General features: G+C 37.7%; 26 protein-coding genes. 23 read left to right on the top strand and 3 right to left on the bottom strand.

Annotation, left to right across the window (positions count from 1 at the left end; all coding sequences use genetic code 11):
• The first annotated feature begins 29 nt into the window (after positions 1-29).
• The 4 genes from ACVRZH_RS08185 to ACVRZH_RS08170 all read left to right on the top strand — a co-directional run bounded on the left by ACVRZH_RS08185 (position 30) and on the right by ACVRZH_RS08170 (position 3,495).
• A complete protein-coding gene (locus ACVRZH_RS08185; RefSeq protein ID WP_447454812.1) occupies positions 30-161 on the top strand; it encodes a transposase in 132 nt (43 codons plus the stop codon).
• 121 nt (positions 162-282) lie between these two features.
• Positions 283-1,317 (top strand): aldose epimerase family protein, encoded by a 1,035-nt coding sequence (locus ACVRZH_RS08180; protein ID WP_447454811.1) that lies wholly within the window; start codon positions 283-285, stop codon positions 1,315-1,317.
• Between the two features lie 67 nt (positions 1,318-1,384).
• The gene (locus ACVRZH_RS08175; protein ID WP_447454810.1) at positions 1,385-2,260 is read left to right on the top strand and encodes a PucR family transcriptional regulator; all 876 of its coding nucleotides are present in this window, start codon (positions 1,385-1,387) and stop codon (positions 2,258-2,260) included.
• A 98-nt stretch (positions 2,261-2,358) separates the two neighbouring features.
• The gene (locus ACVRZH_RS08170; protein WP_447454809.1) at positions 2,359-3,495 is read left to right on the top strand and encodes an ABC transporter ATP-binding protein; all 1,137 of its coding nucleotides are present in this window, start codon (positions 2,359-2,361) and stop codon (positions 3,493-3,495) included.
• Positions 3,496-3,589: 94 nt separating this feature from the next.
• Here the strand turns inward: ACVRZH_RS08170 and ACVRZH_RS08165 are convergent, their stop codons facing one another.
• Positions 3,590-3,946: a LapA family protein gene (locus ACVRZH_RS08165; protein ID WP_447454808.1), complete on the bottom strand. Its 357-nt coding sequence runs from the start codon at positions 3,944-3,946 to the stop codon at positions 3,590-3,592.
• Between the two features lie 281 nt (positions 3,947-4,227).
• Here ACVRZH_RS08165 and ACVRZH_RS08160 point away from each other — a divergent pair, with 281 nt between their 5' ends.
• From ACVRZH_RS08160 to ACVRZH_RS08135, 6 genes are all read left to right on the top strand, one after another.
• On the top strand, positions 4,228-4,950 hold the full coding sequence (locus ACVRZH_RS08160) for a hypothetical protein (protein ID WP_447454807.1): 723 nt from the start codon (positions 4,228-4,230) through the stop codon (positions 4,948-4,950).
• 123 nt (positions 4,951-5,073) lie between these two features.
• The gene (gene rsmH, locus ACVRZH_RS08155; protein WP_447454806.1) at positions 5,074-6,024 is read left to right on the top strand and encodes a 16S rRNA (cytosine(1402)-N(4))-methyltransferase RsmH; all 951 of its coding nucleotides are present in this window, start codon (positions 5,074-5,076) and stop codon (positions 6,022-6,024) included.
• 3 nt (positions 6,025-6,027) lie between these two features.
• On the top strand, positions 6,028-6,351 hold the full coding sequence (gene ftsL, locus ACVRZH_RS08150; protein ID WP_447454805.1) for a cell division protein FtsL: 324 nt from the start codon (positions 6,028-6,030) through the stop codon (positions 6,349-6,351).
• 3 nt (positions 6,352-6,354) lie between these two features.
• The gene (gene pbp2x, locus ACVRZH_RS08145) at positions 6,355-8,592 is read left to right on the top strand and encodes a penicillin-binding protein PBP2X (RefSeq protein ID WP_447454804.1); all 2,238 of its coding nucleotides are present in this window, start codon (positions 6,355-6,357) and stop codon (positions 8,590-8,592) included.
• Between the two features lie 50 nt (positions 8,593-8,642).
• The gene (mraY, locus tag ACVRZH_RS08140) at positions 8,643-9,650 is read left to right on the top strand and encodes a phospho-N-acetylmuramoyl-pentapeptide-transferase (protein ID WP_447454803.1); all 1,008 of its coding nucleotides are present in this window, start codon (positions 8,643-8,645) and stop codon (positions 9,648-9,650) included.
• A gap of 419 nt (positions 9,651-10,069) precedes the next feature.
• Entirely contained in the window at positions 10,070-11,413 is a 1,344-nt protein-coding gene (locus tag ACVRZH_RS08135; protein ID WP_447454802.1) for a DEAD/DEAH box helicase, read from the top strand.
• Between the two features lie 2 nt (positions 11,414-11,415).
• Here ACVRZH_RS08135 and ACVRZH_RS08130 read toward each other — a convergent pair whose 3' ends face one another.
• Positions 11,416-11,541, bottom strand: a complete 126-nt coding sequence (locus ACVRZH_RS08130) for a hypothetical protein (RefSeq protein ID WP_447454801.1) — start codon at positions 11,539-11,541, stop codon at positions 11,416-11,418.
• Between the two features lie 55 nt (positions 11,542-11,596).
• On the opposite strand from ACVRZH_RS08130, the gene ACVRZH_RS08125 reads away from it, so the two are divergent.
• The 5 genes from ACVRZH_RS08125 (at position 11,597) to thrS (ending at position 17,967) form a co-directional block, all read left to right on the top strand.
• Positions 11,597-12,388, top strand: coding sequence for an amino acid ABC transporter permease (locus ACVRZH_RS08125; protein WP_447454800.1), 792 nt, complete (start codon positions 11,597-11,599; stop codon positions 12,386-12,388).
• Positions 12,385-13,134: an amino acid ABC transporter ATP-binding protein gene (locus ACVRZH_RS08120; protein ID WP_447454799.1), complete on the top strand. Its 750-nt coding sequence runs from the start codon at positions 12,385-12,387 to the stop codon at positions 13,132-13,134. The genes ACVRZH_RS08125 and ACVRZH_RS08120 overlap by 4 nt, the downstream gene beginning before the upstream one ends.
• A gap of 222 nt (positions 13,135-13,356) precedes the next feature.
• Positions 13,357-14,358, top strand: a complete 1,002-nt coding sequence (locus ACVRZH_RS08115) for an LTA glycolipid anchor biosynthesis glycosyltransferase, IagA/BgsA family (RefSeq protein WP_447454798.1) — start codon at positions 13,357-13,359, stop codon at positions 14,356-14,358.
• 29 nt (positions 14,359-14,387) lie between these two features.
• Positions 14,388-15,722 (top strand): glycosyltransferase family 4 protein, encoded by a 1,335-nt coding sequence (locus tag ACVRZH_RS08110; protein WP_447454797.1) that lies wholly within the window; start codon positions 14,388-14,390, stop codon positions 15,720-15,722.
• 301 nt (positions 15,723-16,023) lie between these two features.
• Complete coding sequence (thrS, locus tag ACVRZH_RS08105; protein WP_447454796.1) at positions 16,024-17,967, top strand: threonine--tRNA ligase; 1,944 nt, start codon at positions 16,024-16,026, stop codon at positions 17,965-17,967.
• Between the two features lie 33 nt (positions 17,968-18,000).
• Here the strand turns inward: thrS and rlmD are convergent, their stop codons facing one another.
• A complete protein-coding gene (gene rlmD / locus ACVRZH_RS08100) occupies positions 18,001-19,356 on the bottom strand; it encodes a 23S rRNA (uracil(1939)-C(5))-methyltransferase RlmD (protein WP_447454795.1) in 1,356 nt (451 codons plus the stop codon).
• A 94-nt stretch (positions 19,357-19,450) separates the two neighbouring features.
• On the opposite strand from rlmD, the gene recX reads away from it, so the two are divergent.
• From recX to ACVRZH_RS08060, 8 genes are all read left to right on the top strand, one after another.
• Positions 19,451-20,227 carry a recombination regulator RecX gene (gene recX / locus ACVRZH_RS08095; protein ID WP_447454794.1) on the top strand — a complete coding sequence of 259 codons (777 nt, stop codon included), beginning with the start codon at positions 19,451-19,453 and terminating at the stop codon, positions 20,225-20,227.
• A gap of 83 nt (positions 20,228-20,310) precedes the next feature.
• Entirely contained in the window at positions 20,311-20,844 is a 534-nt protein-coding gene (ntdP, locus tag ACVRZH_RS08090) for a nucleoside tri-diphosphate phosphatase (protein ID WP_447454793.1), read from the top strand.
• Between the two features lie 210 nt (positions 20,845-21,054).
• Positions 21,055-21,729 carry a GntR family transcriptional regulator gene (locus ACVRZH_RS08085; protein WP_447454792.1) on the top strand — a complete coding sequence of 225 codons (675 nt, stop codon included), beginning with the start codon at positions 21,055-21,057 and terminating at the stop codon, positions 21,727-21,729.
• A gap of 285 nt (positions 21,730-22,014) precedes the next feature.
• The gene (gene amaP / locus ACVRZH_RS08080) at positions 22,015-22,593 is read left to right on the top strand and encodes an alkaline shock response membrane anchor protein AmaP (RefSeq protein WP_447454791.1); all 579 of its coding nucleotides are present in this window, start codon (positions 22,015-22,017) and stop codon (positions 22,591-22,593) included.
• A 12-nt stretch (positions 22,594-22,605) separates the two neighbouring features.
• Complete coding sequence (locus ACVRZH_RS08075; RefSeq protein ID WP_447454790.1) at positions 22,606-22,818, top strand: DUF2273 domain-containing protein; 213 nt, start codon at positions 22,606-22,608, stop codon at positions 22,816-22,818.
• 25 nt (positions 22,819-22,843) lie between these two features.
• The gene (locus tag ACVRZH_RS08070) at positions 22,844-23,371 is read left to right on the top strand and encodes an Asp23/Gls24 family envelope stress response protein (protein ID WP_447454789.1); all 528 of its coding nucleotides are present in this window, start codon (positions 22,844-22,846) and stop codon (positions 23,369-23,371) included.
• Positions 23,372-23,433: 62 nt separating this feature from the next.
• A complete protein-coding gene (locus ACVRZH_RS08065) occupies positions 23,434-23,994 on the top strand; it encodes an Asp23/Gls24 family envelope stress response protein (protein ID WP_447454788.1) in 561 nt (186 codons plus the stop codon).
• A gap of 100 nt (positions 23,995-24,094) precedes the next feature.
• Positions 24,095-24,334, top strand: coding sequence for a GlsB/YeaQ/YmgE family stress response membrane protein (locus ACVRZH_RS08060; RefSeq protein WP_447454787.1), 240 nt, complete (start codon positions 24,095-24,097; stop codon positions 24,332-24,334).
• Positions 24,335-24,484 lie beyond the last annotated feature (150 nt).

Genomic DNA, 24,484 nt, shown 5'->3' with positions numbered 1-24,484 from the left:
CTATAGCAAGCAGGCATTACTTTCTTCCTTTGCCACCCTATTCTCCTGAACTCAATCCCATTGAACAGTTTTGGGCTACTCTAAAAAGAAAGGTGACTGAGTTGTTAAGAACAGGATGTTCTGTTCAGTCTGCTTTGGAATACTATTTTAAAACTAAATGATTATAATAGATTTATCAAAGGTCATTTTGAAGACGTAAAACCATTTTGGAAAACGTTTACTTTATGCTCGATTAGGTGTACAATAGAGTGGAAGAATATGATGAGCAATAAAGGAGTTAAGATGAAAATCTTTAAAACAATTTTAGATGACTTGAATGGAGAAGTCATCACACAAATTCGCTTGATTAATAATCATGGTATTGAGGCAAGCTTTATCACTTTAGGTGCAACATGGCAAAGCTTTCTTGTACCTCGAGCAGAAGGTGGTCACAAGAATCTTGTTTTAGGCTTTGACCAGCCAGAAGATTACCAAAATACGGGTTTCTGTGCTGGACAATCGGTTGGTCGTGTTGCTGGTCGTATCGGCAAGGGGCATGCAGAGGTTAATGGCAAGGTCTATCAGTTACCAATCAATAACAATGCCAACTGTTTACACGGTGGCCCCAATGGCCTACACACTAAGAATTGGTCGTTTGAGACATTTGAGGAGCAATCTGTCGTTGGTGTGCGTTTTACCTATCGTGCTAAAGCAGAAGATGACCAATTCCCAGGTGATATGACCGTGTCAGCGACTTACACACTAGATGATGAGAATCAATTAACAGTTACTTACAAGGGCTATGATGTGACAGAGCACACCTTGTTCAACCCAACTAATCATGTTTATTTTAATCTAGGAGATAGTCAGGATTTGAAAAACCATCATTTTCAAGTTCCCGCAAATCACATATTAGAGGTAGATGATGAGCTAATTCCAAGCGGTGTCTTACTAGATGTGACAGATACAGCCTATGATTTTAGACAGGGAAAAAATCTGAGCTTAGCCATTGAGCAAACAGGTGGCATTGATGATACCTTTATTGTTGCTCCATCTCTTGAGACACCAATTGCCATTTTGACAGAAGAAGTGAGTGGTGATAGCGTGTCGATCTACTCTGATCGAAATGCCCTTGTGGTTTACACGCTTAATTTCCCTGAGGAAGGTGCTAAGTTTGCCAAAGATGGTGGTGCTGAAAACCAAAAACATCAAGGGGTAGCTTTAGAAGCTCAATTCCCTCCAAATGCCATCAATCATCCTCATTTAGCTGATATTGTCTTACAAAAAGGAGAAGAGCGTAGCTATACGATTCGCTATCATTACCAATCTCAATCTTGATAAGAAGTTGCCCACTGGAGTTGGACTCTAGTGGGATTTTTTGTATAATAAAAGTAAAGGAGCATGTATGAAAAATCGATTAGAACGTTTGTTTCCAGATGGTAAGCAGGTATATATCAGAGTGTCAGAATCAGTCTATTACTACATACCTTTGGATGATAATAGTTGGTTTCAGATTGATAAATCAGGGTTAAGTGAGAGAGAATCTGTTCTTCTCGAAAGCCTCATCCCTTCCTCAGCAGGAGCATCTTTTTCTCAAAATCCTTGGCAACACTACCTTTTTCATAAGGGGAAGTCTCCTGATGACCGTGTTGATAGTGTCCAGTGCCTTCATCTGAGTAGACATATCATAGAGACTAATTTGTTTGATGAAGAGGCTTTTATGGAGACTTTAACAAGCAGTCTTCCCAATTGTGTGACATGGTTTATGCTGGGTGATACGATTATTCTTTTGCTAAATCAGAGCCTTTATTTTTCTGCCTTGGAGCAATTGAAAGATATTCGTCATGTTTTGGAGTTTGATTTTGGATGCCAGTTGACCTTTATGCTTGGACAGATTTGGAGTAAGCAGGACAAGGAACATTGGGGTGAGTTATTAGAGAAGGAGGAAGAGGTTTTTCAGTATTATCTAAGAACATCTCGAAAACAGAGAGTGTTGACATTGTCAGATTTACTGTATTGGTTAGCCAGTGAGGCGCATGAGTTGTTCTTGTATTTCTTAGACTACTATCAGGGTTTAATGGCACAATTAGGGATGGATGAGATTGTTGATGCCCTTTGGGAAGAAAAAGGGGTTCAAACGAAGGCGGCGAAACGTTTATTTTTACATCGGAATACTCTACAGCATCGTTTGGATAAATTTGAGGAGATGACTGGTCTGGATTTGAAACGTATGAATGATTTAGCCTTGACTTACTTGGCTATCCAAGCGAAACGTTTCTAGTTTTGTGCAAGGTGCACAGTTAGTTTGTGCAAGGTGTCAGCTGTCAATGAGATAAGCTTTTGGTATCATATAGGTAAGATAATCAAAGGAGAAAGTACATGGTACAAATTGACTTAAAACAGATTTATAAAAAATACCCAAACAGTGAACACTATTCTGTTGAAGACTTTAATTTAGATATCAAAGATAAAGAATTTATCGTTTTTGTTGGGCCTTCTGGTTGTGGTAAATCAACGACACTTCGTATGATTGCAGGTCTTGAAGATATCACTGAAGGTGAACTTTACATTGATGATACCTTGATGAATGATGTGGCACCTAAGGACCGTGACATTGCCATGGTTTTCCAAAACTATGCCCTATACCCACACATGACTGTTTACGATAATATGGCATTTGGGTTGAAATTGCGAAAATATAGTAAAGAAGATATTGATAAGCGTGTGAAGGAAGCAGCAGAAATTCTTGGTTTGACGGATTTCTTGAAGCGTAAGCCAGCTGATTTGTCAGGTGGTCAGCGTCAACGTGTAGCGATGGGGCGTGCTATCGTGCGTGATGCCAAAGTATTCTTGATGGATGAGCCGTTATCAAACCTTGATGCGAAGCTTCGTGTGTCGATGCGTGCGGAAATTGCGAAAATCCACCGTCGTATTGGGGCAACAACCATTTATGTTACCCATGACCAAACAGAAGCGATGACGCTTGCAGATCGTATTGTTATCATGAGCGCTACTAAGAATGCTAGTGGAACAGGAACGATTGGTCGTGTTGAACAAATCGGAAGTCCTCAAGAGCTTTATAATTCACCTGCGAATAAATTTGTAGCAGGATTCATCGGAAGCCCAGCCATGAACTTCTTTAATGTTCATCTTGAGAATGGCTATGTGACTAATCACGGCGATTTGAATTTAGAGTTACCACTTGGTCAGTATAAGCAATTAAAAGAATTAGGTTATGAAGGAAAAGAGTTGATTTTAGGTCTTCGTCCTGAAGATATTAAGAGCTCACAAATTGCTTTAGAGACTTTCCCAAATACATCTGTTACAGCGGAAGTTGTGGTATCAGAATTGCTTGGTTCAGAGTCAATGCTGTATAGCCGAATTGATGACACAGAGTTTGTATCTCGTGTTGATGCTAGAGATTACCATAAACCAGGTGATAAAGTAACCTTGACATTTGAATTGAACAAGGCACATTTCTTTGATAAAGAAACGGAAAAATCTATTTTACGTTAATCATTGGACCCTTTCCTAAAAAGCCCCCTCTCTTACGCTTGATAAGAGAGGGGGCTTTATGTGCTTTCTTCTTTCTAAACGAGATCTTGAGTAGTTACTCTTTTGATTGTGAGTTATTATCAGAAACGCTTCCTTCAAGCTTATGGTGAATATGCTCGTTAACTGATTGCAGTTCTTTTTTCATGTGGTTGATTTCTTGGCGCATTGAAAAATGTTTGGGAAGACTGATAAGACTTTGGATAAGAAATCCTAGAGCGACTGACATTAGTATCAGTAGGATGAGTGGTGTCTTGAAACTGCCGAACAGATAATTAACCACAACGGGTTGCATATTTGCTAATGACAAGGTAGCGGTGAGTAAAATGACGATAAATAGTAAAATGAGGGTGATATTCTTTTTCATGCTTTTATTATAATCAAAAGTTTCGGAATTAACAACAAGGTAAACCATAATTATTACCCTAAAATGATATCATTTAGTATAGCAGATTCTGTACAAATGGTTTTGAATGTTCCAAATTTAGAAGAAGGGATTTAATGTTGACCATGTGGATAAAATGATTGTTTTAAGGAGTAATATGCTATCAAATATTGAGAAAAAAATAGCTTTTTAAATGCAATAATAAGGTTAATCTGTTATAATTTAGCTAATACTTGTTTGAAATACTATCTGAGGGAGTAATTACCTTTAGTGGATAAACATTTAGAAAAAATGATTTGAGGAATAGTATTATGAAAAAATTAAAGCATGTCTTGATGGGCTTGTTGGCCGTGTCCCTAATGATTTTATTAGGTGTAGGGATTTTTTTAGGGCAACGTTTTTTATTGTCATCAACACCAAAAGGGGAGCATACCATATTCAAACCTAAAAAAGGAACTGATGCATCATCTTCAGTAGAATTGGTTGAGAAGGCAGTTGCACTTTTGGAAGAAAAACAAACTCCTGAAGCGTTGAAAATCGCTCAGGAATCGGTTGATAAATTATCAGATTCAAAAGAAAAAACGAGTTTTTTAGCTAGAATTTCTGTTGTGCAAGCTAAACTCAAAAACAAAGATGTTTTTGAGGAAGCAGAACGAGCAGTCCATTATTTAGAAAATAACCCAGATCTTTCGAATATTTCATTAGCTCAAGAGAAAGTAGCGAAGGTTACTGCACCTAAATCGAGAAAGGAACTTGAGGAACGTATAAAATTAGTACAGGAACGTTTATCTCAAAAAGAGCAACCACAGCGAGAGACACCTACTACAGCACAGCAAGATGACCATGAAGTTGTTGAAGCCACTCCTACACCATCTGCTCCTGTTGTAGAGGTAGTTCCGTCAGTAGAGGAGCCCCAACCAGAAGTACCATCAAATGATGCACCACCAGTTGAATCATCACCTATAGAATCAGAAACACTTAGTCCTTCCAATGAGGCAGAGTCAGAGTTAATAGCCGGTCATACAGCGGAGTAAAAGAGTAAATAATATAATAAAAGTATGAGGCAGATTGCCTCATGCTTTTTTAGATATTAGTGCTTTAAATGAAGGGTATTGTATTGTGTGACATCTTTTTTTGAGTGTGTTATAATAAAGGTTATGACTAATGATTTTCACCATGTAACCGTACTTTTATCTGAAACTGTTGATATGCTTGCTGTCAAGCCTGATGGTATCTATGTTGATGCTACTTTAGGTGGTGCAGGACATAGTGCTTATCTTTTATCGCAATTAGGGCCAACTGGGCATTTATATTGCTTTGATCAAGACCAAAAGGCTATTGATAATGCTCGAATCCGATTGGCAGATGATGTCAAGAAGGGGAGAGTGACCTTTATCAAATCGAATTTTAGGCATCTTAAAGCAGCTTTAGCTGAGTATGGTGTCTCTGAGATTGATGGCATTATTTATGACTTGGGTGTATCGAGTCCACAGCTTGATGAGCGTGAACGTGGCTTTTCTTATAAGCAGGATGCACCGTTAGATATGCGTATGAATCGTGAAGCTAATTTGACGGCTTATGATGTGGTTAATAATTATTCTTATCAGGAATTGGTTAGGATTTTTTTCAAATATGGTGAAGATAAGTTTTCAAAACAAGTTGCCCGTCATATTGAGCAGTCACGATTAGTAAAACCGATAGTAACAACGACAGAGCTAGCTGAAATTATTAAGTCATCCAAACCAGCTAAAGAATTGAAGAAAAAAGGTCACCCAGCAAAGCAGATTTTTCAAGCGATTCGTATTGAAGTTAATGACGAACTGGGTGCAGCAGATGAATCGCTCCAACAAGCTTTGGACATGTTGGCTGTCGATGGTCGGATCTCAGTGATTACATTTCATTCCTTAGAGGATCGCTTGGCTAAGCAATTGTTTAAAGAAGCTAGCCATGTTGATCTTCCAAAAGGTTTACCTTACATCCCAGATGAATTGCTACCAAAGTTCGAATTAGTAACTCGAAAGCCGATATTACCGACTGAGGAAGAGCTAGCTCAGAATAATAGGGCACATTCAGCTAAACTGAGAGTCATCAAAAAAATTAGGAAATAATACATGAAAAATGATAGACGAAATGAGGCAATCATGTCAATCCTACAAGATAGGATAAAGACATTTAGCCGTATTGAAAAGGGATTTTATATAGTCTTGTTGCTAACAGCTATCACTATGGCAACTAGCATCGTTTATTTACAGAGTAGGTTACTACAGGTTCAACAAGAGGTAACTCGGTTGAAAAAAGAAATCAATGTAACAACGACTGAATTGAGTAATGCTAAACAAGATGTGAGTGAATTAACGCGCTTGGAACGTGTGATTACAACTGCTAAAGATGTAGGACTAAGCCCACAATATAATAATGTCAAGAAGGTGGAATAGTCTATGAAAAAATTTATAAGCCGTTGTATCGCATTTGCAGTATCTGATAGGCGGTTACCAAAAAGCAACAGAGAGAGAGTTGGTCAGAATTTAATGTTGCTGACAATCTCTATTTTCTTTGTGTTTATGATTAATTTTGCGATTATTATTGGTACTGATAGTAAGTTTGGGGAAGACTTGTCGCAACTAGCATCGGAGGTTTATCAGCGTAAGATAACGGTTCAGGCTAAGCGAGGGACTATTTATGATCGTAACGGTAATGTTATTGCAGAGGACTCAACAACATATGGTGTCTTTGCGATTATTTCAAAAGATAATGTTAGCGAAGCAGGGGATATTATGTATGTTGAACCCTCAAAATACAATACAGTCGCTGATATTTTTAATGAATACTTAGGCATGGACAAAGATTACGTGATTGAAAAATTATCACAAGATGGTCTTGTTCAAACCGAATTTGGAGCAAAAGGATCAAATATTTCTTATGCCACGATGAAGGATATTAGCAAGGCTATTTCAGATAATGACATTAAAGGCATTGATTTTAATAAAAGTCCAGGACGTCATTATCCTAACGGGGTTTTTGCATCGGATTTCATCGGTTACACAACCTTAAAAGAAAATGAAGATACGAGTAAAAGCCTTGTTGGTCAAACAGGGATGGAGTTATACCTTAATAGTCTCTTATCGGGAACAGATGGCGAAATGGTTTATCAGAAAGACCGAAAAGGTGTTGCTCTTTTAGGGACAGGGACAACAGTCAAGGAAGCCAAGGATGGTAAAGATGTTTATACAACTTTATCAGCTCCTATTCAATCGCATTTAGAAGCTCAGATGGATATTTTCCAAGAAAGTGTTTTGTCTCGTCAAGCGAGTGCTGTATTAATGAATGCTAAAACAGGAGAAATTTTAGCGTTAACGCAACGTCCGACCTTTAATGCAGATACAAAAGAGGGAATTCACAAAGATTATTTATGGAATAGCCAGTTTTTCCAGACTGCCTTTGAGCCGGGGTCGACCATGAAAGTGATGACGCTTGCTGCTGCTTTAGATAATGGTACATTTAATCCAGAGGAGACTTTCTTTAACAATCAGCTTAATGTAGCCGATGTTGTTATTAAGGACTGGAAAGTCAATCAGGGACTATCAGATGGTGAGTATATGAACATGGCGCAGGCTTTTGCTTTTTCAAGTAATATCGGAATGACGATGCTTGAAAAGGAGATGACTGACAAAGTGTGGTTGACCTATTTATTACAATATCGTTTTGGTTTGCCAACACGATTTGGTATGGGTGGTGAAGTGGGAGGTAATCTTCCGGAAGATAATGAAGTAACAATGGCAATGAGTGCCTTTGGGCAAGGGATTAATGTTACTCAAGCTCAAATGATGCGTGCCTTTTCAGCTATTTCAAATAACGGAGAAATGCTGGAGCCACAGTTTATTAGCAAAATAGAGGATTCTCAAACAGGTGCTACCCGTGTGGCATTAAAAGAGGTTGTTGGACATCCTGTTTCCAAAAAAGCAGCTAAAAAAACAAGAGATTATATGGTGACGGTGGGAACTGATCCTTACTATGGAACGCTTTATACCAGTGAAACAGGCCCAATCGTCCAAGTTGGAGGCTATAATGTCGCAGTGAAGTCTGGGACAGCTCAGATCGCAGAGAAAAATGGATACCTAACAGGTGAGAATGATTATTTACACTCGGTTGTGGCTATGGTACCCGCAGAAGACCCTATGTTCGTTATGTATGTTACATTTAGGCAACCTGAGAAAAAGTTTAATGGTATCGATTGGCAAAAAATCTTTAATCCTGTTTTAACAGAGGCAATGTTATTGCAAGACCTTCTACTAAGTTCTGCCTATACCAGCACAGATCAGGAACTACCTTATGCTTTTCCAGATATCGTAGGTGATGTTCCAGGTCCAGTTGCAGAAAGGCTTCGCCAAAATTTGCTTCACCCTATTATTTTGGGTACAGGTAGTGAGGTGACAAAGGTATCTGTTAAAAAAGGGCAAAATGTATCATCAGGTAAACAAGTATTGCTGTTAACAGATCATTTTACAGCTGTTCCGGATATGTATGGTTGGACCAAAGAAAGTATAAAAGCTTTTGCAAAGTGGACAGGGATTACTATCACTTATAAAGGCAAAACCAAAGGAACGGTTGTTGATCAGAGTGTCAAAATTGGTACTAAGTTAAAAGGTGTGAAAGAGTTGACTGTAACTCTGGAATAATCAATTAAAAAGTAAGTTTAAGTAAGATGAGGCTTACTTAGGAGAGAAATATGTTATTAAGTTTTATGGCTAGCCTACTTGCCTTTGTTCTGACAGTAGTAGCGATGCCTTGGTTTATTAGATACTATCAATTTAAAAAAATTGGTGGTCAGCAAATGCATGAAGATGTTAAACAACATTTAGCAAAGGCAGGGACACCAACTATGGGTGGAACAGTCTTTTTGGTGGTTTCTCTTCTTACTAGTTTAATAAGTGGTTTTATTTTAAAATCATCAGGATATCAGATAACGAGTCTATTAGCGATATTGGCCATTCTTCTCATTTACGGAACAATTGGTTTTTTGGATGACTTTTTAAAGATTTTTAAAAAGGTTAATGAAGGTTTAACGGCCCGTCAGAAAATGGGGCTCCAGTTGTTTGGAGGACTTGTCTTTTATCTGACTCAAATTAGTGCTACTGGTATTAGTAGCGTTAATGTGTTTGGGTGGGATGTGCCACTGGGTTTTCTTTATTTAGTTTTCCTTCTATTTTGGGTAGTTGGTTTTTCAAATGCAGTGAACTTAACAGATGGCATTGATGGCTTAGCTTCGATTTCTGTGGTGATTAGTCTGTCAGCCTATGGTGTTATTGCTTATCGTCAAGATCAAATGGATGTCCTTTTGATTATTATGACTATGATTGGTGCATTGTTAGGATTCTTTATCTATAATCATAAACCTGCTAAGGTTTTTATGGGAGATGTTGGTAGCTTAGCGCTAGGTGCTATGTTAGCAGCGATTTCGATAGCCTTGAGGCAGGAGTGGACCTTACTTATTATTGGCTTGGTTTACGTCCTAGAGACGAGTTCTGTCATGCTCCAGGTGTCTTATTTTAAATGGACCAAAAAGAAATATGGCGAAGGTCGACGTATTTTCCGAATGACACCTTTACATCATCACTTTGAATTGGGGGGCTTAACAGGTCAAGGAGAGAAATGGTCTGAATGGCAAGTAGACTTTTTCTTTTGGGGGCTTAGTGCCTTGTCTAGTGTCATTGTTTTGGCATTGCTTTATTTATGAACAAGTTATGATTTTTATTGGAAATTGAATCTCATAAGCGTAAAATATTTATTTTTCGAACAATAAAAACTATTTTCTTTTCATAACTAAATGTTTTGAAAAAAGTAATAATCTGACGAATAAGGTGTAAATACGCACAAAAGATATTCATGAATGGCTTATTTTAGATTATCGTCATAGTTGATCATCATAGCAGAACACTTATTCATCTAACATTCTGAAGAGTTTGAGGTAAAGTTTTTCCTCAGACTCTTTTTTCATTGGATAACTCTCAGATGTTAATGATGTTTAAATAATACGGAAAATACTCAACTGTATATTTATCGTTATTCATAGAGGCTCTATTAGGGATTTGACAGGAAGTATGCTATAATAAGGAGTGCTAAAACGTATAGATATAATGATGTGAAAGGAAAAAGATGTCATTTAACGATTTTAATTTTAAACCCTTTATTCAATCGGCCTTAGAGGAAATTGGTTTCAAAAAGCCGACAGAGGTGCAACAAAAGTTGATTCCTGTGGTGCGTTCAGGTCGTGACCTTGTCGGAGAGTCTAAGACGGGTTCTGGTAAAACGCATACCTTTTTATTACCTATTTTTGAGCGTTTAAATCCGATGATAGATGAGGTACAGGTGGTTATAACAGCACCGAGTCGTGAATTGGCGACTCAGATTTACCAAGCGAGTAAGCAACTAGCAGACCATTCGGAAGAAGATATTCGGGTCGTTAATTATGTGGGTGGTACAGATAAGCAACGCCAGATCGAAAAACTTCAAACCAGTCAACCCCATATGGTGATTGGTACTCCAGGTCGTATCTATGATTTGGTGACATCGGGAGATTTGGCAATTCACAAGGCACACACCTTTGTGGTCGATGAGGCAGATATGACCTTAGATATGGGCTTTTTAGATACAGTGGATAAAATTGCCTCTCGCTTACCTAAGCAGGTGCAAATCCTGGTCTTTTCAGCAACTATTCCTCAAAAACTCCAACCTTTCTTGAAAAAATACCTGACCAATCCTGTCATGGAGCAAATCAAGACACAGACGGTTATCGCAGACACTATTGATAACTGGTTGGTTTCAACCAAAGGACGTGATAAAAATGCTCAGATTCTGGAAATGACCAAAATGCTTCAACCCTATCTAGCAATGATTTTTGTTAATACAAAAGAGAGAGCCGATGAGCTTCATTCTTATCTTGTGTCTAATGGTTTGAAAGTTGCTAAGATTCACGGTGGTATTCCACCACGTGAACGTAAACGGATCATGAACCAAGTGAAGCATTTGGATTATGAGTATATCGTGGCAACGGATTTGGCAGCACGCGGTATTGATATTGAAGGTGTTAGCCATGTTATCAATGACCAGATTCCACAGGATTTATCTTTCTTCGTCCATCGTGTTGGTCGAACAGGTCGTAATGGTTTATCAGGTATTGCGATTACACTCTATCAACCAAGTGATGATTCAGACATTCGAGACCTTGAAAAATTAGGGATTCGTTTTGTCCCAAAAGTCTTAAAAGATGGTGAATTCCAAGAAACTTATGACCGTGATCGTCGATTGAACCGTGAGAAGAAGACCATTGCCCCAGATACTGAAATTATCGGACTGGTTAAGAAGAAAAAGAAAAAAATCAAACCAGGCTATAAGAAAAAAATTGAGTGGAAGGTTAAGGAAAAACGTCGTAAAGAGCGTCGTGTTGAAGTGCGTGCTAAGGGTCGTGCTGAGCGTAAGGCAAAACGTCAGACCTTCTAAACTTAACGTCTATTAAGCGCGTTAGCTACTGATAGCTTAGCCTTATCAGACTGATAGTAAATCCTTATCCATAACAAAGCTAGAGGTGTGTTACAATGAAAGAGATAGATAAGATAAGTATGTCTCATATTTGTTAACGCCTTCTGGCTTTTTGAGATAATAACTGTTGAGATAGGAGAATTTATGGACCTTTATATCCTGATGCCTGCTTGGTATAAGGCTTTCTTAGAGCTGATTCCGACAGGTCGTCTATTTAGTTGGAGGGCTGTTTTTGATGCCATACCAACTATTCTAGGAAAATTACCCGTGACCTTAAGCTTGACCTTGGCAGGTGCCTTGTTTGGCTTGATTTTGGCTCTCGTATTTGCCATCGTTAAAATTAAAAAAATCAAATTGCTATATCCCATACAATCTGTTTTAGTTAGTTTCTTGCGTGGGACACCTGTCATGGTTCAGCTGATGTTGAGCTACTATGGTATTCCTCTCCTGTTAAAGGCTATCAATACTAAGTATGGTTTTAATTTAAATATCAATGCCTTACCAGCGGAATTATTTGCGGTTACTGCTTTCGCTTTTAATGAGGCAGCTTATACCAGTGAGACCATTCGTGCTGCCATTCAGTCGGTCAATCAAGGCGAGATTGAGGCGGCAAGAAGTCTTGGCATGACCGAAAGTCAAGTGTATCGTCGTGTGATTATTCCCAATGCAGCCGTAGTTGCAACACCGACCCTTATCAATACCCTAATTGGTATGACCAAGGGAACCTCGCTTGCGTTTAATGCAGGTATTGTGGAAATGTTTGCCCAAGCGCAAATTTTGGGTGGTTCAGATTATCGTTACTTTGAACGCTTCATATCGGTTGCCTTAGTTTATTGGTTTATCAGTATTATTATTGAACAGTTTGGACGTTTTGTTGAGAAGCGTATGGCTATACCAGTCCAAATTAAGCAACAGGTAGGAGGTGATTTGATATGATTCGTATTTCACATTTATCCAAAACCTTCTCAGGTCAAAAGGTACTTGATGACCTTAATTTAGAAATTCAAAAGGGTGAAGTCATTGCTTTAGTCGGGGCCTCTGGAGCTGGCAAATCGACATTTTTACGTTCTTTGAACTATTTAGAAGAGGCTGATTCTGGTACCATTACCATTGATGATTTTACGGTTGACTTTACCACAATTACTAAAAATGATATTTTGACATTGCGTCGTAAGTTAGCTATGGTTTTTCAGCAATTCAATTTATTTGAACGCAGGACAGCTCTTGATAATGTCAAAGAAGGTTTAAAAATTGTCAAAAAGCTATCGGATGATGAAGCGACAACTATTGCTAAGCAAGAATTGGCTAGAGTAGGCTTGTCAGATAGGGAAGGGCATTACCCTAGGCACTTATCAGGTGGTCAAAAGCAGCGTGTTGCACTAGCTAGAGCTTTAGCCATGAAGCCAGATGTTTTACTCTTGGATGAGCCTACTTCAGCTTTAGATCCAGAATTAGTTGGAGAGGTGGAGAAATCTATTGCAGATGCTGCAAAAGCAGGTCAGACTATGATTTTGGTCAGTCACGATATGAATTTTGTCTATCAAGTGGCTGATAAGGTACTCTTTTTGGAAAAAGGGAAAATCCTAGAATCAGGAACACCTGATGAGCTCTTTAATCATCCAAAAGAAGTAAGAACCAAAGAGTTTTTTGCGAAGTATAGCAGAGACTATCTCCAATCATAAGATAATAATGATTGAAATTGGGATGACAGTATCCAACTTAATTAACCTTTCGGGACTAAGATGATAAAATCGATTTTATGAAATCACGATGTATCTCTCAGTCCTGTTTTTTGATTTCTTACTTCCTCTATGTGTCTCCATTTATCTTTCTAAAGACCTATTTTGCGTCTTTTGCTAGAGTTGAGATGAAAAAAAAACTGAAATAAGATATAATAAGAAGGTATGAAAGTATTATTGTATTTAGAGGCACCTCATTATTTGCGAAAATCAGGTATTGGGCGTGCGATTAAACATCAAGAAAAAGCTCTGAGTTTAAAAGGTATTCCTTATACAACTACGCCTAAAGAATCTTATGATTTGTTACACTTAAATACGTATGGTATCAAAAGTTGGTTACTAATGTCTAAGAGTCAAAGACTTGGGAAAAAAGTGATTATGCATGGTCATTCAACGGAGGAAGATTTTAGAGATTCTTTTATCGGATCTAATCTTATTAGCCCTCTGTTTAAATGGTATCTTTGTCGTTTTTATCAAAAGGCCGATGCGATTATCACACCAACAGATTATTCCAAGCAATTGATTGAAGGCTATGGTATTACAACACCTGTTTATGATGTTTCTAATGGTATAGATTTAAGTCGATATCAACCTAATTCCGCAAAAGAGGCAGCTTTTAAAACTCACTTTGGTTTGGCAGATGATCAGCCTGTTGTGATGTGTGCGGGGCTTTATTTCAAGCGTAAAGGGATTGAAGATTTTATCAAGGTTGCTGAAAAAATGCCTCATGTACGCTTTATTTGGTTTGGCGAGACAAATAAGTGGGTAATTCCATGGTCTGTTAGAAGGATTGTTGAAAAAAATCATCCCACCAATGTTACCTTTGCAGGATATATCAAGGGCGATATTTTTGAAGGTGCTATGAGTGGTGCAGATGCTTTTTTCTTTCCTAGTAAGGAGGAGACAGAAGGCATTGTTGTTCTTGAAGCACTAGCGAGCGGACAAAATGTGATTCTAAGGGATATTCCTGTTTATAAAGGATGGCTCAACCAAGCATCAGTTAATTTAGCTAATGATGTTGATGGCTTTGTGGCAGCTATTCAAGATGTTTTAGATGGTAAGATTGATAAAACTTCAGAAGGTTATGCAGTAGCCCAATCTCGTAGCCTTGATAAGATTGCGGACCAATTAGTTCACGTTTACCAAGACGTACTCAATCAAAAATAAAAGTTGGATGAGGAGAAAAGGAGTTTGATATGCGTATCGGTTTATTCACGGATACTTATTTTCCTCAAGTATCGGGTGTTGCAACTAGTATTTCTACCTTGAAAGAAGAGTTAGAAAAGTTGGGCAACGAAGTTTATATTTTTACGACGACAGATAAAGAAGTAAAACGTTATGAAGACCCGACGATTATTCGTCTACCAAGTATTCCCTTTATTTCTTTTACAGACAGACGTATTGTCTATCGTGGCTTAATAGAAGCTTACAAAATAGCCAAGACCTATCAATTAGATATTATTCATACCCAAACAGAGTTCAGTGTAGGGATGTTTGGCAAGTGGATTGGAAGAGCTTTACGTATTCCCGTGGTACATACCTATCATACCCAATATGAAGATTATGTCCATTACTTTGCTAAAGGGAAGGTTATTACACCTAGTATGGTAAAATACATCATTCGTGATTATTTGACAGGGCTTGATGGTGTGATCTGTCCCAGTAGGATAGTTCAAAATGTACTAGATGGTTATGACATAAAGCTCCCTAAACGTATTATACCAACAGGAATTAGTTTAGAAAATTATGTCCGTGAGGATATTTGTCAGACTGACATCTGTGACTTGAGACAAGAATTAGGTCTATCCGATACAGATATTATGCTTCTTAGTTTATCCCGAGTTTCTTATGAAAAAAACATACAAGCCATTATTAGGGCGATGGTTACTGTGGTAAAAGAAAATGAAAAAGTTAAGTTAGTAATTGTTGGAGATGGTCCCTATCTTTCTGAATTGAAGGACTTGACTAAAAGATTGAAACTCGTTGATAAGGTTATCTTTACAGGTATGGTTCCACATGATCAAACAGCTATTTATTACAAGGCCTGTGATTTTTTTGTTAGTGCTTCAACAAGTGAAACACAAGGGTTGACTTATACGGAGAGTTTAGCTTCAGCTAAACCCATTATTGCTCATGGAAATCCATATCTGGATGATTTAATTACTGATAAGATGTTTGGGACACTTTTTTACCGTGAAACAGACTTATCTGATGCTATCTTAGATGCTATTGTAGATACTCCTCAAATGGTGGAAAATGAGCTGGAAGCCAAATTGTATGAGATTTCAGCAGAACATTTTGGTAAAACGGTGTATTCTTTTTACTTAGATGTGATTATTTCCAAAAAAACACAGAAAAGAGAAAAGCTGTCGTTAATGATTGAGGGAAGCAAGGCAGCTCGTTCAATACACCTTGTTAAATCAACGGTTATTATGCCTGTGAAAGTTTTTAAAAAAACAGCAACAACCTCAACTAAGGTGATGAAAACTTCCTTGAAATTAGCAAAAGGAATAAAAGATTTTTTAGAGTAGTAGGGCTTGAAAAAAATAGAATTCATGCTATAATAGCAATTGAAGACAAGTTGATTGTGTCTGGTATTTGAGAGAGCGTCTGGTTGCTGAAAAGACGTATGCCTATCAATCAATACTCCTTCCTCGTTTTTTATGACAACATAAAAGGGTGGCTCCCTTATAGCTAACTCAGAGGTGTGAGTCTTTTTGTCTTACATAAATGAAGGTGGAACCACGTTACGACGTCCTTTGCTTAGGATGTCGTTTTTTGTATCTTGGCCTTCCTCTTTACTGCTCATGATATTTACAAAAAGGAGATTATATGATTAAGATTACTTTTCCAGATGGTGCTGTTCGTGAATTTGAATCAGGCATTACGACTTTTGAAGTAGCCCAATCAATTAGTAACTCGCTCGCTAAAAAAGCACTTGCGGGTAAATTTAATGGTAAATTAGTTGATACAACACGTGCTCTTACTGAAGATGGAGCGCTTGAAATTGTAACGCCCGACCATGAAGATGCATTGGATGTTTTACGTCACTCTGCCGCACACTTGTTTGCGCAAGCTGCTCGTCGTCTATTCCCAGATGTTAAATTAGGAGTTGGCCCAGCTATTCAAGATGGTTTTTATTATGATACGGACAATGCGGCAGGTCAAATTTCAAACGAAGACTTAGCAGCCATCGAAGCTGAAATGCAAAAGATTGTGAAAGAGAACTTCCCTTCTGAACGCCGTGAAGTCTCAAAAGACGAAGCGCTTGAGATTTTCAAGGATGACCCTTATAAATTAGAATTGATTCATGAACATTCAGATGACGAGGGTGGTTTAACGATTTACACACAAGGTGAATACGTTGACCTTTGTAGAGGACCGCATGTGCCAACGACAGGTCGTATCCAAGTTTTCCATTTGCTTAACGTTGCAGGAGCCTACTGGCGTGGTAAGAGCGATAACCCAATGATGCAACGTGTTTACGGGACAGCTTGGTTTGATAAAAAGGACCTTAAAGATTACCTCAAAATGCGTGAAGAAGCAAAAGAACGTGACCACCGTAAACTTGGTAAGGAGCTAGATCTCTTTATGATTAGCCAAGAAGTTGGTCAAGGTTTACCATTCTGGTTGCCAAATGGTGCTACAATCCGTCGTACCTTGGAACGTTATATCACTGATAAAGAATTAGCATCAGGATACCAACATGTTTATACCCCACCACTTGCTTCGGTTGACTTGTATAAGACATCTGGACACTGGGAGCACTATCAAGATGACATGTTCCCAACTATGGATATGGGAGATGGTGAAGAGTTTGTCCTTCGACCAATGAACTGTCCACACCACATCCAAGTTTATAAAAATGATGTCCGCTCTTATCGTGAATTACCTGTCCGTATTGCGGAACTTGGTATGATGCACCGCTATGAAAAATCAGGAGCATTGTCAGGTCTTCAACGTGTTCGTGAAATGACCTTGAATGACGGTCATATCTTTGTTACACCAGAACAAATCCAAGAAGAATTCAAACGTGCTCTACAACTCATTATTGATGTTTACGCTGACTTCAACTTGACGGATTACCGTTTCCGTTTATCTTACCGTGACCCAGAAGATAAAGAAAAATATTTTGATAACGATGAAATGTGGGAAAACGCTCAACGTATGTTGAAAGCGGCCATGGATGATATGGAACTGGACTATTTTGAAGCTGAGGGGGAAGCGGCCTTCTATGGACCTAAGCTAGATATCCAAGTGAAGACAGCTTTGGGTAACGAAGAAACGTTATCAACGATTCAGCTTGACTTCTTGTTACCAGAGCGTTTCGGCCTTACTTACATTGGTGCTGATGGTGAAGAACACCGTCCAGTCATGATTCACCGTGGTGTTATTTCAACTATGGAACGTTTCACAGCGATCTTGATTGAAACTTACAAAGGAGCATTCCCAACGTGGTTAGCACCAACACAAGTCACTCTTATCCCAGTATCAAATGAACTCCATACAGACTACGCTTGGGAAGTGGCAAAAGAATTGCAAAATCGTGGTGTTCGTGCTGTGGTGGATGAGCGAAATGAAAAAATGCAGTACAAGATCCGTCAGAGTCAAACGTCTAAGATTCCTTATCAGTTAATTGTAGGGGATAAGGAGATGGAAACTAAGTCTGTTAATGTCCGTCGCTATGGCAGTAAGGATACTCATACAGAGACTGTTGCTGATTTTGTGGCAACTATCTTAGCTGATATCGAACGCAAATCACGTCCGACAACTTAATAATGAAAAACCCGAGATCTAGCTCGGGTTTTGTTATACATGTTTGGTTAGTTTGACCACGGCTTCAGTTCTGGCCGTGTGTGGAAACATATCAACGGATTGGATGTAGTCCACTTGATAAACTTTTGAGAGTTTGACCAAGTCTCTAGCAAGGGTTGAGACATTACAGGAGACATAAACCATCTTAGGAGAGGGGTATTTTAAAATAGTGTCTAGTAATTTATCATCAAGCCCAGTCCGAGGCGGGTCAACAATCAATGCTGAAGCACGGTAGCCTTCCCTGTACCAACGAGGAATAATGGTTTCAGCGGTACCTGTTTCATAGTGAGTGTTGTTGAAGCCCATTTTTAGAGCATTTTTCTTAGCATCTGCGATAGCTTGGGGAATGATATCCATTCCACGGACAGAAGCGACTTTATTGGCAAAAGCAAAACCGATAGTGCCTACACCGCAGTACGCATCAATCACATGGTCCTTCTCACTAACTTCTAAAGCGTCAACGACCTGTTGATAGAGGAGTTGGGTTTGTTGGGGGTTGAGTTGATAAAAAGCGCGTGGTGATAGAGAAAAATGGTAATCAAGCACTTCTTCTTGAATAGTCTCTTGTCCCCAAATGATATCTGTTTCTTCCCCATAAATCTCACTAGACTTGGTAGCATTCCAATTAACGGCGATAGTCTTTATCTCAGGGAACGTTTCGGTTAATTCCTTGATTAAGGGTGCTAGCTTTAGGACCTTACTCGTGATAAAAATCAACTGGACTTGCTTGCTTGAAATGGCACGACGAACCATGACAGTTCTTAGTCCTTGTTGTTTACGTTCGTCATAGATTGGTAAGTTATATTTTCCTGCTAAATCAGAAACGGTATTGATGATATCTTGTGTGACTTTGTCTTGCACATAGCAATCCCTAATCGTAATTAAATGATGGGAGTTTTGGGCATAGAGTCCTGCAATCACATGTTTACCCACTTGACGTGTTTGGAATTGGAGTTTGGCGCGATAGTGTTGAGGATTATCCATACCGATTGTGTCGCGAAGCTCATAGCTTTCGTAGCCTTTTGGTTTGAATTTTTTCAAGGCTTGAGCCAAAACATCCTTTTTAAACTCTAGTTGTTTATCGTAGCGAAGGTGCATGATTTGGCAACCACCACAAGCTTCATAAACTTCACAGGGAGCTTGAACCCTAAATCGTGAGGTTTTATTGACTTTGATAAGTTTGGCTTGGATAAAGTTTCGCTTGATGTCTGTAACCTGACAGACAACTTCCTCACCTTTTAAGGCACCAGGTACAAAGACCAGTGTTTTCTGGTAAAAACCGATACCTTCGCCATTGATGCCCATGCGCTTGATTTTTAATTGAATATGTTGTTTTTTTGCTAATACCATAGCTCTATTTTATCATGTAACGCGGTTATTTGTTAATGTTAATATTAAAAATTTTGTTAACGAAGTGTAACTATTGACATGGTATAATAAGAGTATGAAAATAACAAAAATTGAAAAAAAGAAAAGGCTGTATTTGATTGAAGTAGATGATGTTGATAGGTTCTATGTCACAGAGGATACGGTTGTTCGGTATATGCTGACAAAGGGCATGAGACTTAATCAAGAGTTATTAACTGATATTAAAGATTTTGCTCAATTTTCTCATGGACATAATTTGGCGCTTTATTATTTGTCTTTTAAATCACGAACGATTAAGGAAGTGAGAGATTATTTACGCCAACATGAGATTGTAGAAGAGCGAATAGACCCGGTTTTGAAACGTCTTATAAAGGACAAGTGGTTAGATGATGAACGCTATGCTTATCAAGTATATGAACAGAATCGTTTATCTGGGGATAAAGGCAATCAAGTGCTAAAACAAAAGTTAAGTCAAAAAGGAATATCACCAATAATCTTAAATAAGGTTTCAGAGACATTTATATTTGATAACGTTGCCGATAAAGTCGCTCAAAAAGTTTATCGAAAATATCAAGCTAAATTATCTCATAGGTCATTGGAGACAAAGATTGTTCAAGGGTTGGTTGCTAAAGGATTTAGTTATCAAGAAGCACAATCAGCCTTTTCAAGACTATCACCTGAAAAAAATGAAGGTGAGGAATGCGACTTGCTTTACAAAGAGTTGGAAAAACAATATCTCAAATATAATCGCAAATATAAAGGATATGACTTGCGTCAACGGTTGATACAAGGCTTAGCTAGAAAAGGTTTTGATTTTGATAACATTAATCAAGCTTTAAGAGATTTTCTTTAGAAGTTTTCAGGATGACAAGTGCAATTTTTTAAAAATTATGGTAGACTATAAGAGATAACGTCTTTGTAGAAAGTTGGTAAGAGATGAAATTACCTAAAGAAGGCGATTTTATTACTATTCAAAGTTATAAGCATAATGGTAGTCTCCATCGCACTTGGCGGGATACTATGGTACTCAAAACAACGGAAAATGCTTTGATTGGAGTTAATGATCATACTCTTGTTACCGAAAATGATGGGAGAAGATGGGTGACACGTGAACCAGCCATTGTCTATTTCCATAAAAAATATTGGTTTAATATTGTAGCTATGATACGTGATAATGGGATTTCCTATTATTGCAATCTTGCTAGTCCTTATCTTATGGATGAGGAAGCTCTCAAATATATTGACTATGATCTTGATGTCAAGGTTTTTGCAGATGGTGAAAAGAAACTGTTGGACGTAGATGAATATGAAGCACACAAACGTACAATGGGTTATTCACCTGATTTGGATTACATTCTGAAAGAAAACGTCAAAATTCTTGTTGACTGGATCAACAATGAAAAGGGGCCATTTTCACAATCTTATATCAATATTTGGTACAAACGTTATCTTGGACTTAAGAATCGATAAGGTCGTTAGATTCAAATCATATGCTTATTTAAGCAATCACAACTTACTTCCTAACATTGTGTAGGGAGTTTTTTTGTAAAACTATTTGACGACTGCTATTACTTTTATCGCTAAAGTCACAGACTAAGCTATTCATGCCTATTGTTTGGGTTTCTTATGATATAATTAATTTACTATCTCGAATGACAGGTAAGTTGATAGGAGGTCATTATGCCAAGAGTAAAAACGATAATAACATCAAAATATCAAAAAGTAGCGATTGAAATTGCGCAACGAATTGTTGAGGGAAAATATGAAGTTGGTGAAACTATTAAATCGCGTTCAACCATTGCAAGTAATTTTGGTGTTTCACCAGAGACCGCACGCAAAGCAATAAATGTTTTAGTTGACTTAGAAATTTTAGAAGTCAAACAGGGAAAAGGGTCCAAAGTTATTTCAAAAGAAAAAGCAGAGGAATTTTTAGCGCAATACGATTCAGAGAAAAGTATCAAGACGCTTTCAACAGATATTATCTCTACAATCAATCATCAAAAGCAAGAGATGGATCGTATGAAACAGATGATTCACGCTTTTATGAATCAAGTATCCGTTGCAAAAAAACACTATCCTTTTAGACCTTATGAGCTAACGGTTACAGGAAAAAGCAAGACGGGTCAATCATTAAGCGAGTTAAATATCTGGCATCAGACAGGTGCGACGATAATTGCCATTCAGCATGGTCCTACCCTCATGCTTTCACCTGGACCATATGCTACAGTTGAGATAGATGATATTGTCTACTTTGTTGGGGACGATAGTGTATTGACACGTGTTAATAGTTTTTTTAACGATGAGCCTATTGACATTACAACAGAGACTATTGAAACTTTAGTAGCAGAAGATTAAGGAAAAATAAAGATGATAATCAAGAAGATAAGAGAGGATATGTTGAAGCGAACTTTTCTTATCTTTTTTATGTTATGAGCAAAAAACTTGCGAAGGTATTTTTTTTAGTGTATACTAACCACATAGTTAAAGATAAGCGTGGTCACTTTGAGCAAGTTGAGAAATTTGTTTATGAAAAACTTATAGTTTCTAAAGTGTCATCATGTAAAAGTACACCGGTGATTACATGACTGCCCAAATTAGCTATGTTAAAAAATTATAAATTTTAAAATAGGAGGCGACGGAATGTCTCGTCTAAAAAAGAGTGTTGGTGTTATTGTAACAGTGATTCTACTTATTGTTAGTTTGTCGCTAATGCTATCGAACTTAAAAGGAATTCTAATGCCAGCACAAATCAAGGTTTTAGGACTTATTCCAAAACCCCTTGGCTTTATTCAGTCTGCGGTATCTTATTATTTATTCTGGTTAGCCTTGATTGTATCAGTCATTCTGTTGATTGTATTGCTTATAATCGTTTTCTATCCAAAGAACAAAACAGAAATTGATCTGGCAGAGGACAACGGAAAACTTATCTTAAAGAGCTCAGCGATAGATGGCTTGGTTAAGTCGCTAGTTATTCAAAAAGGTTTCATGAAGAATCCTAAAGTAACAACGCGCCTTTACAAAAAGAAATTGAAAGTAAGAGTTAAGGGAGATGTTGTTACGAAGCATTCTGTTATTGCACAATCAGAAGTAGTCAAAGCAGATATCACACAAGCCTTACAACAGTTTATTGGATTAAATCAACCACTAAAATTGCAAGTTGAAATTGCAGGTGTTGACACACCGAAAAGATCAGCGAAACAAAATAGTCGTGTTGAGTAGGAGTGTCTCAAAATGGAATTTATTGAACAGTACAAATATAGTATAGCAGGTGCAGTTATTGCCTTGATTCTGGCCTTACTCATTCTATCGTTTGGTTTCTTTAAAACAATCTTCTTGTTACTTATTGTAGCCTTGGGTGCATACTTAGGAAACCAATTAAAGAGTACAGGTATCTTAGAAAAAGCAATTGCTGATGTTAAACAAATCGTTAATCAGAAAAAATAATTTAATTTAAAAAGAGGTAAAAACTATGGTAAAAGAAATGGTAAAAGAAACAGCAGCTACTATTCCTTCAGGGGAATTGTTATATGATGACAAAGTTATCGAAAAAATTGTAGGCTATGCTCTTGAGAATGTTGAAGGCTTACTATCAGTTGATGGAGGATTCTTCTCAAACCTTAAGAATAAGGTTGTTTCAACAGATGATGTCACTGAAGGTATCAATGTTGAAGTTGGTAAAAAGCAGGTTGCAGTGGACCTCAATGTTGTCGTTGAGTATGGTAAGCATGTTGGTACCATTTTTGATAGCATTAAATCAGTGATTGCTGCAGAGATCGGACGCATGACTGATCTTGAGGTTATCGAAGTTAATGTTACTGTTGTAGATATTAAAACACGAGCTCAGTTTGAAGAAGATTCTGTAACGCTTCAAGATAAGGTATCAGATGTTGCTCACTCAACAGGTGAAATGGCTGTTAAGCAAGCAGGTGTTATGAAGTCTGCTGTTACAGGTAAAGTTAATCAAGTAACAGAAGCAAAAGAACCACGTGTTATCTAAGTCTTAGACACGATAAGATAAATAAAATATAAAAAATAAAGATATAAATAGAGGAAAATTATATGTCACACACACAACAAAATAATCAAACAACTAACAATTTAAAAACAACTTTAACTTATGAGGACAAAGTTATCAAAAAAATCATTGGTAACACACTTGAAAATATTGATGGTTTATTGGCAATCAGTGGTGGTTTCTTCTCAGATTTGAAGAAGAAAACGGTTAATTCTGATGATGTAACAGCAGGTGTTAATGTTGAAGTAGGTCAAAAAGAAGTTGCGGTAGATCTTGATGTCATCGTTGAATACCAAAAAGATATTCCAAAAATTGCTGAAGCGATCAAAACATCAGTAGCGAAAGACGTTGAAAAAATGACACACTTAAAAGTTGTTGAAATCAATGTAAAAGTTATTGATATCAAGACAAAAGAAGAGCATGAAGCAGATTCAGTTACAGTTCAAGATCGTTTAGAAGATGCAGCACAAGCAACAGGAGAATTTGTTTCTCAAAAAGCAGATGAAGCTAAAGAAGTTGCAAAAGATGCAGGTGAAAAATTAGGCAATAAAGCAGAAGATGTTAAAGAAGACATTGAAAAAGCAGCTGAGCCTAGAGTAAAATAATAGCTATTTTAAAATAATAGGAGAAGAGGTAGCGCCTTAAAGAGCTGCCTCTTCTATGTTTTTCCAAGAAAATAATCAGTATAATTGAGAGGTATTAAATATGATTTGGTCACTATTAGTGGGTGCACTAATTGGTTCACTTGCAGGTGGTATTACTAAGAAAAAAGATTCAATGGGTTGGATTGCAACGATTGGTTCAGGTCTTATTGGTTCATCAGTAGGACAAGGTTTATTTGGTAGCTGGGGTCCTAGCTTGGCTGGAATGGCCATTTTACCATCTGTCTTGGGTTCGGTCATTGTTGTTAGCTTAGCATCAATGATTATGGGAAGAAAAGGATAATTAGTCATAGAAAAGGAGCCAAATGTGGCTCTTTGTCAACTGTAGTGGGTAGATGAAAAGCTAACATCTGGAGAGAATCAGATTGGTTCTCTCCTTTTTGATGTTCAAGGCAATCAAAATCCTTCTTTTAAAGTTGTCAAAGTTTCGGAA

The organism is Streptococcus fryi (assembly GCF_053206505.1).
This window is presented reverse-complemented; position numbering and strand designations above follow the sequence as displayed.

Coding starts and splice junctions, on each gene's coding strand:
- ACVRZH_RS08180 (WP_447454811.1), top strand. CDS start 283: ATGAAAATCTTTAAAACAATTTTAGATGACTTGAATGGAGAAGTCATC.
- ACVRZH_RS08175 (WP_447454810.1), top strand. CDS start 1,385: ATGAAAAATCGATTAGAACGTTTGTTTCCAGATGGTAAGCAGGTATAT.
- ACVRZH_RS08170 (WP_447454809.1), top strand. CDS start 2,359: ATGGTACAAATTGACTTAAAACAGATTTATAAAAAATACCCAAACAGT.
- ACVRZH_RS08165 (WP_447454808.1), bottom strand. CDS start 3,946: ATGGTTTACCTTGTTGTTAATTCCGAAACTTTTGATTATAATAAAAGC.
- ACVRZH_RS08160 (WP_447454807.1), top strand. CDS start 4,228: ATGAAAAAATTAAAGCATGTCTTGATGGGCTTGTTGGCCGTGTCCCTA.
- rsmH (WP_447454806.1), top strand. CDS start 5,074: ATGACTAATGATTTTCACCATGTAACCGTACTTTTATCTGAAACTGTT.
- ftsL (WP_447454805.1), top strand. CDS start 6,028: ATGAAAAATGATAGACGAAATGAGGCAATCATGTCAATCCTACAAGAT.
- pbp2x (WP_447454804.1), top strand. CDS start 6,355: ATGAAAAAATTTATAAGCCGTTGTATCGCATTTGCAGTATCTGATAGG.
- mraY (WP_447454803.1), top strand. CDS start 8,643: ATGTTATTAAGTTTTATGGCTAGCCTACTTGCCTTTGTTCTGACAGTA.
- ACVRZH_RS08135 (WP_447454802.1), top strand. CDS start 10,070: ATGTCATTTAACGATTTTAATTTTAAACCCTTTATTCAATCGGCCTTA.
- ACVRZH_RS08130 (WP_447454801.1), bottom strand. CDS start 11,541: ATGAGACATACTTATCTTATCTATCTCTTTCATTGTAACACACCTCTA.
- ACVRZH_RS08125 (WP_447454800.1), top strand. CDS start 11,597: ATGGACCTTTATATCCTGATGCCTGCTTGGTATAAGGCTTTCTTAGAG.
- ACVRZH_RS08120 (WP_447454799.1), top strand. CDS start 12,385: ATGATTCGTATTTCACATTTATCCAAAACCTTCTCAGGTCAAAAGGTA.
- ACVRZH_RS08115 (WP_447454798.1), top strand. CDS start 13,357: ATGAAAGTATTATTGTATTTAGAGGCACCTCATTATTTGCGAAAATCA.
- ACVRZH_RS08110 (WP_447454797.1), top strand. CDS start 14,388: ATGCGTATCGGTTTATTCACGGATACTTATTTTCCTCAAGTATCGGGT.
- thrS (WP_447454796.1), top strand. CDS start 16,024: ATGATTAAGATTACTTTTCCAGATGGTGCTGTTCGTGAATTTGAATCA.
- rlmD (WP_447454795.1), bottom strand. CDS start 19,356: ATGGTATTAGCAAAAAAACAACATATTCAATTAAAAATCAAGCGCATG.
- recX (WP_447454794.1), top strand. CDS start 19,451: ATGAAAATAACAAAAATTGAAAAAAAGAAAAGGCTGTATTTGATTGAA.
- ntdP (WP_447454793.1), top strand. CDS start 20,311: ATGAAATTACCTAAAGAAGGCGATTTTATTACTATTCAAAGTTATAAG.
- ACVRZH_RS08085 (WP_447454792.1), top strand. CDS start 21,055: ATGCCAAGAGTAAAAACGATAATAACATCAAAATATCAAAAAGTAGCG.
- amaP (WP_447454791.1), top strand. CDS start 22,015: ATGTCTCGTCTAAAAAAGAGTGTTGGTGTTATTGTAACAGTGATTCTA.
- ACVRZH_RS08075 (WP_447454790.1), top strand. CDS start 22,606: ATGGAATTTATTGAACAGTACAAATATAGTATAGCAGGTGCAGTTATT.
- ACVRZH_RS08070 (WP_447454789.1), top strand. CDS start 22,844: ATGGTAAAAGAAATGGTAAAAGAAACAGCAGCTACTATTCCTTCAGGG.
- ACVRZH_RS08065 (WP_447454788.1), top strand. CDS start 23,434: ATGTCACACACACAACAAAATAATCAAACAACTAACAATTTAAAAACA.
- ACVRZH_RS08060 (WP_447454787.1), top strand. CDS start 24,095: ATGATTTGGTCACTATTAGTGGGTGCACTAATTGGTTCACTTGCAGGT.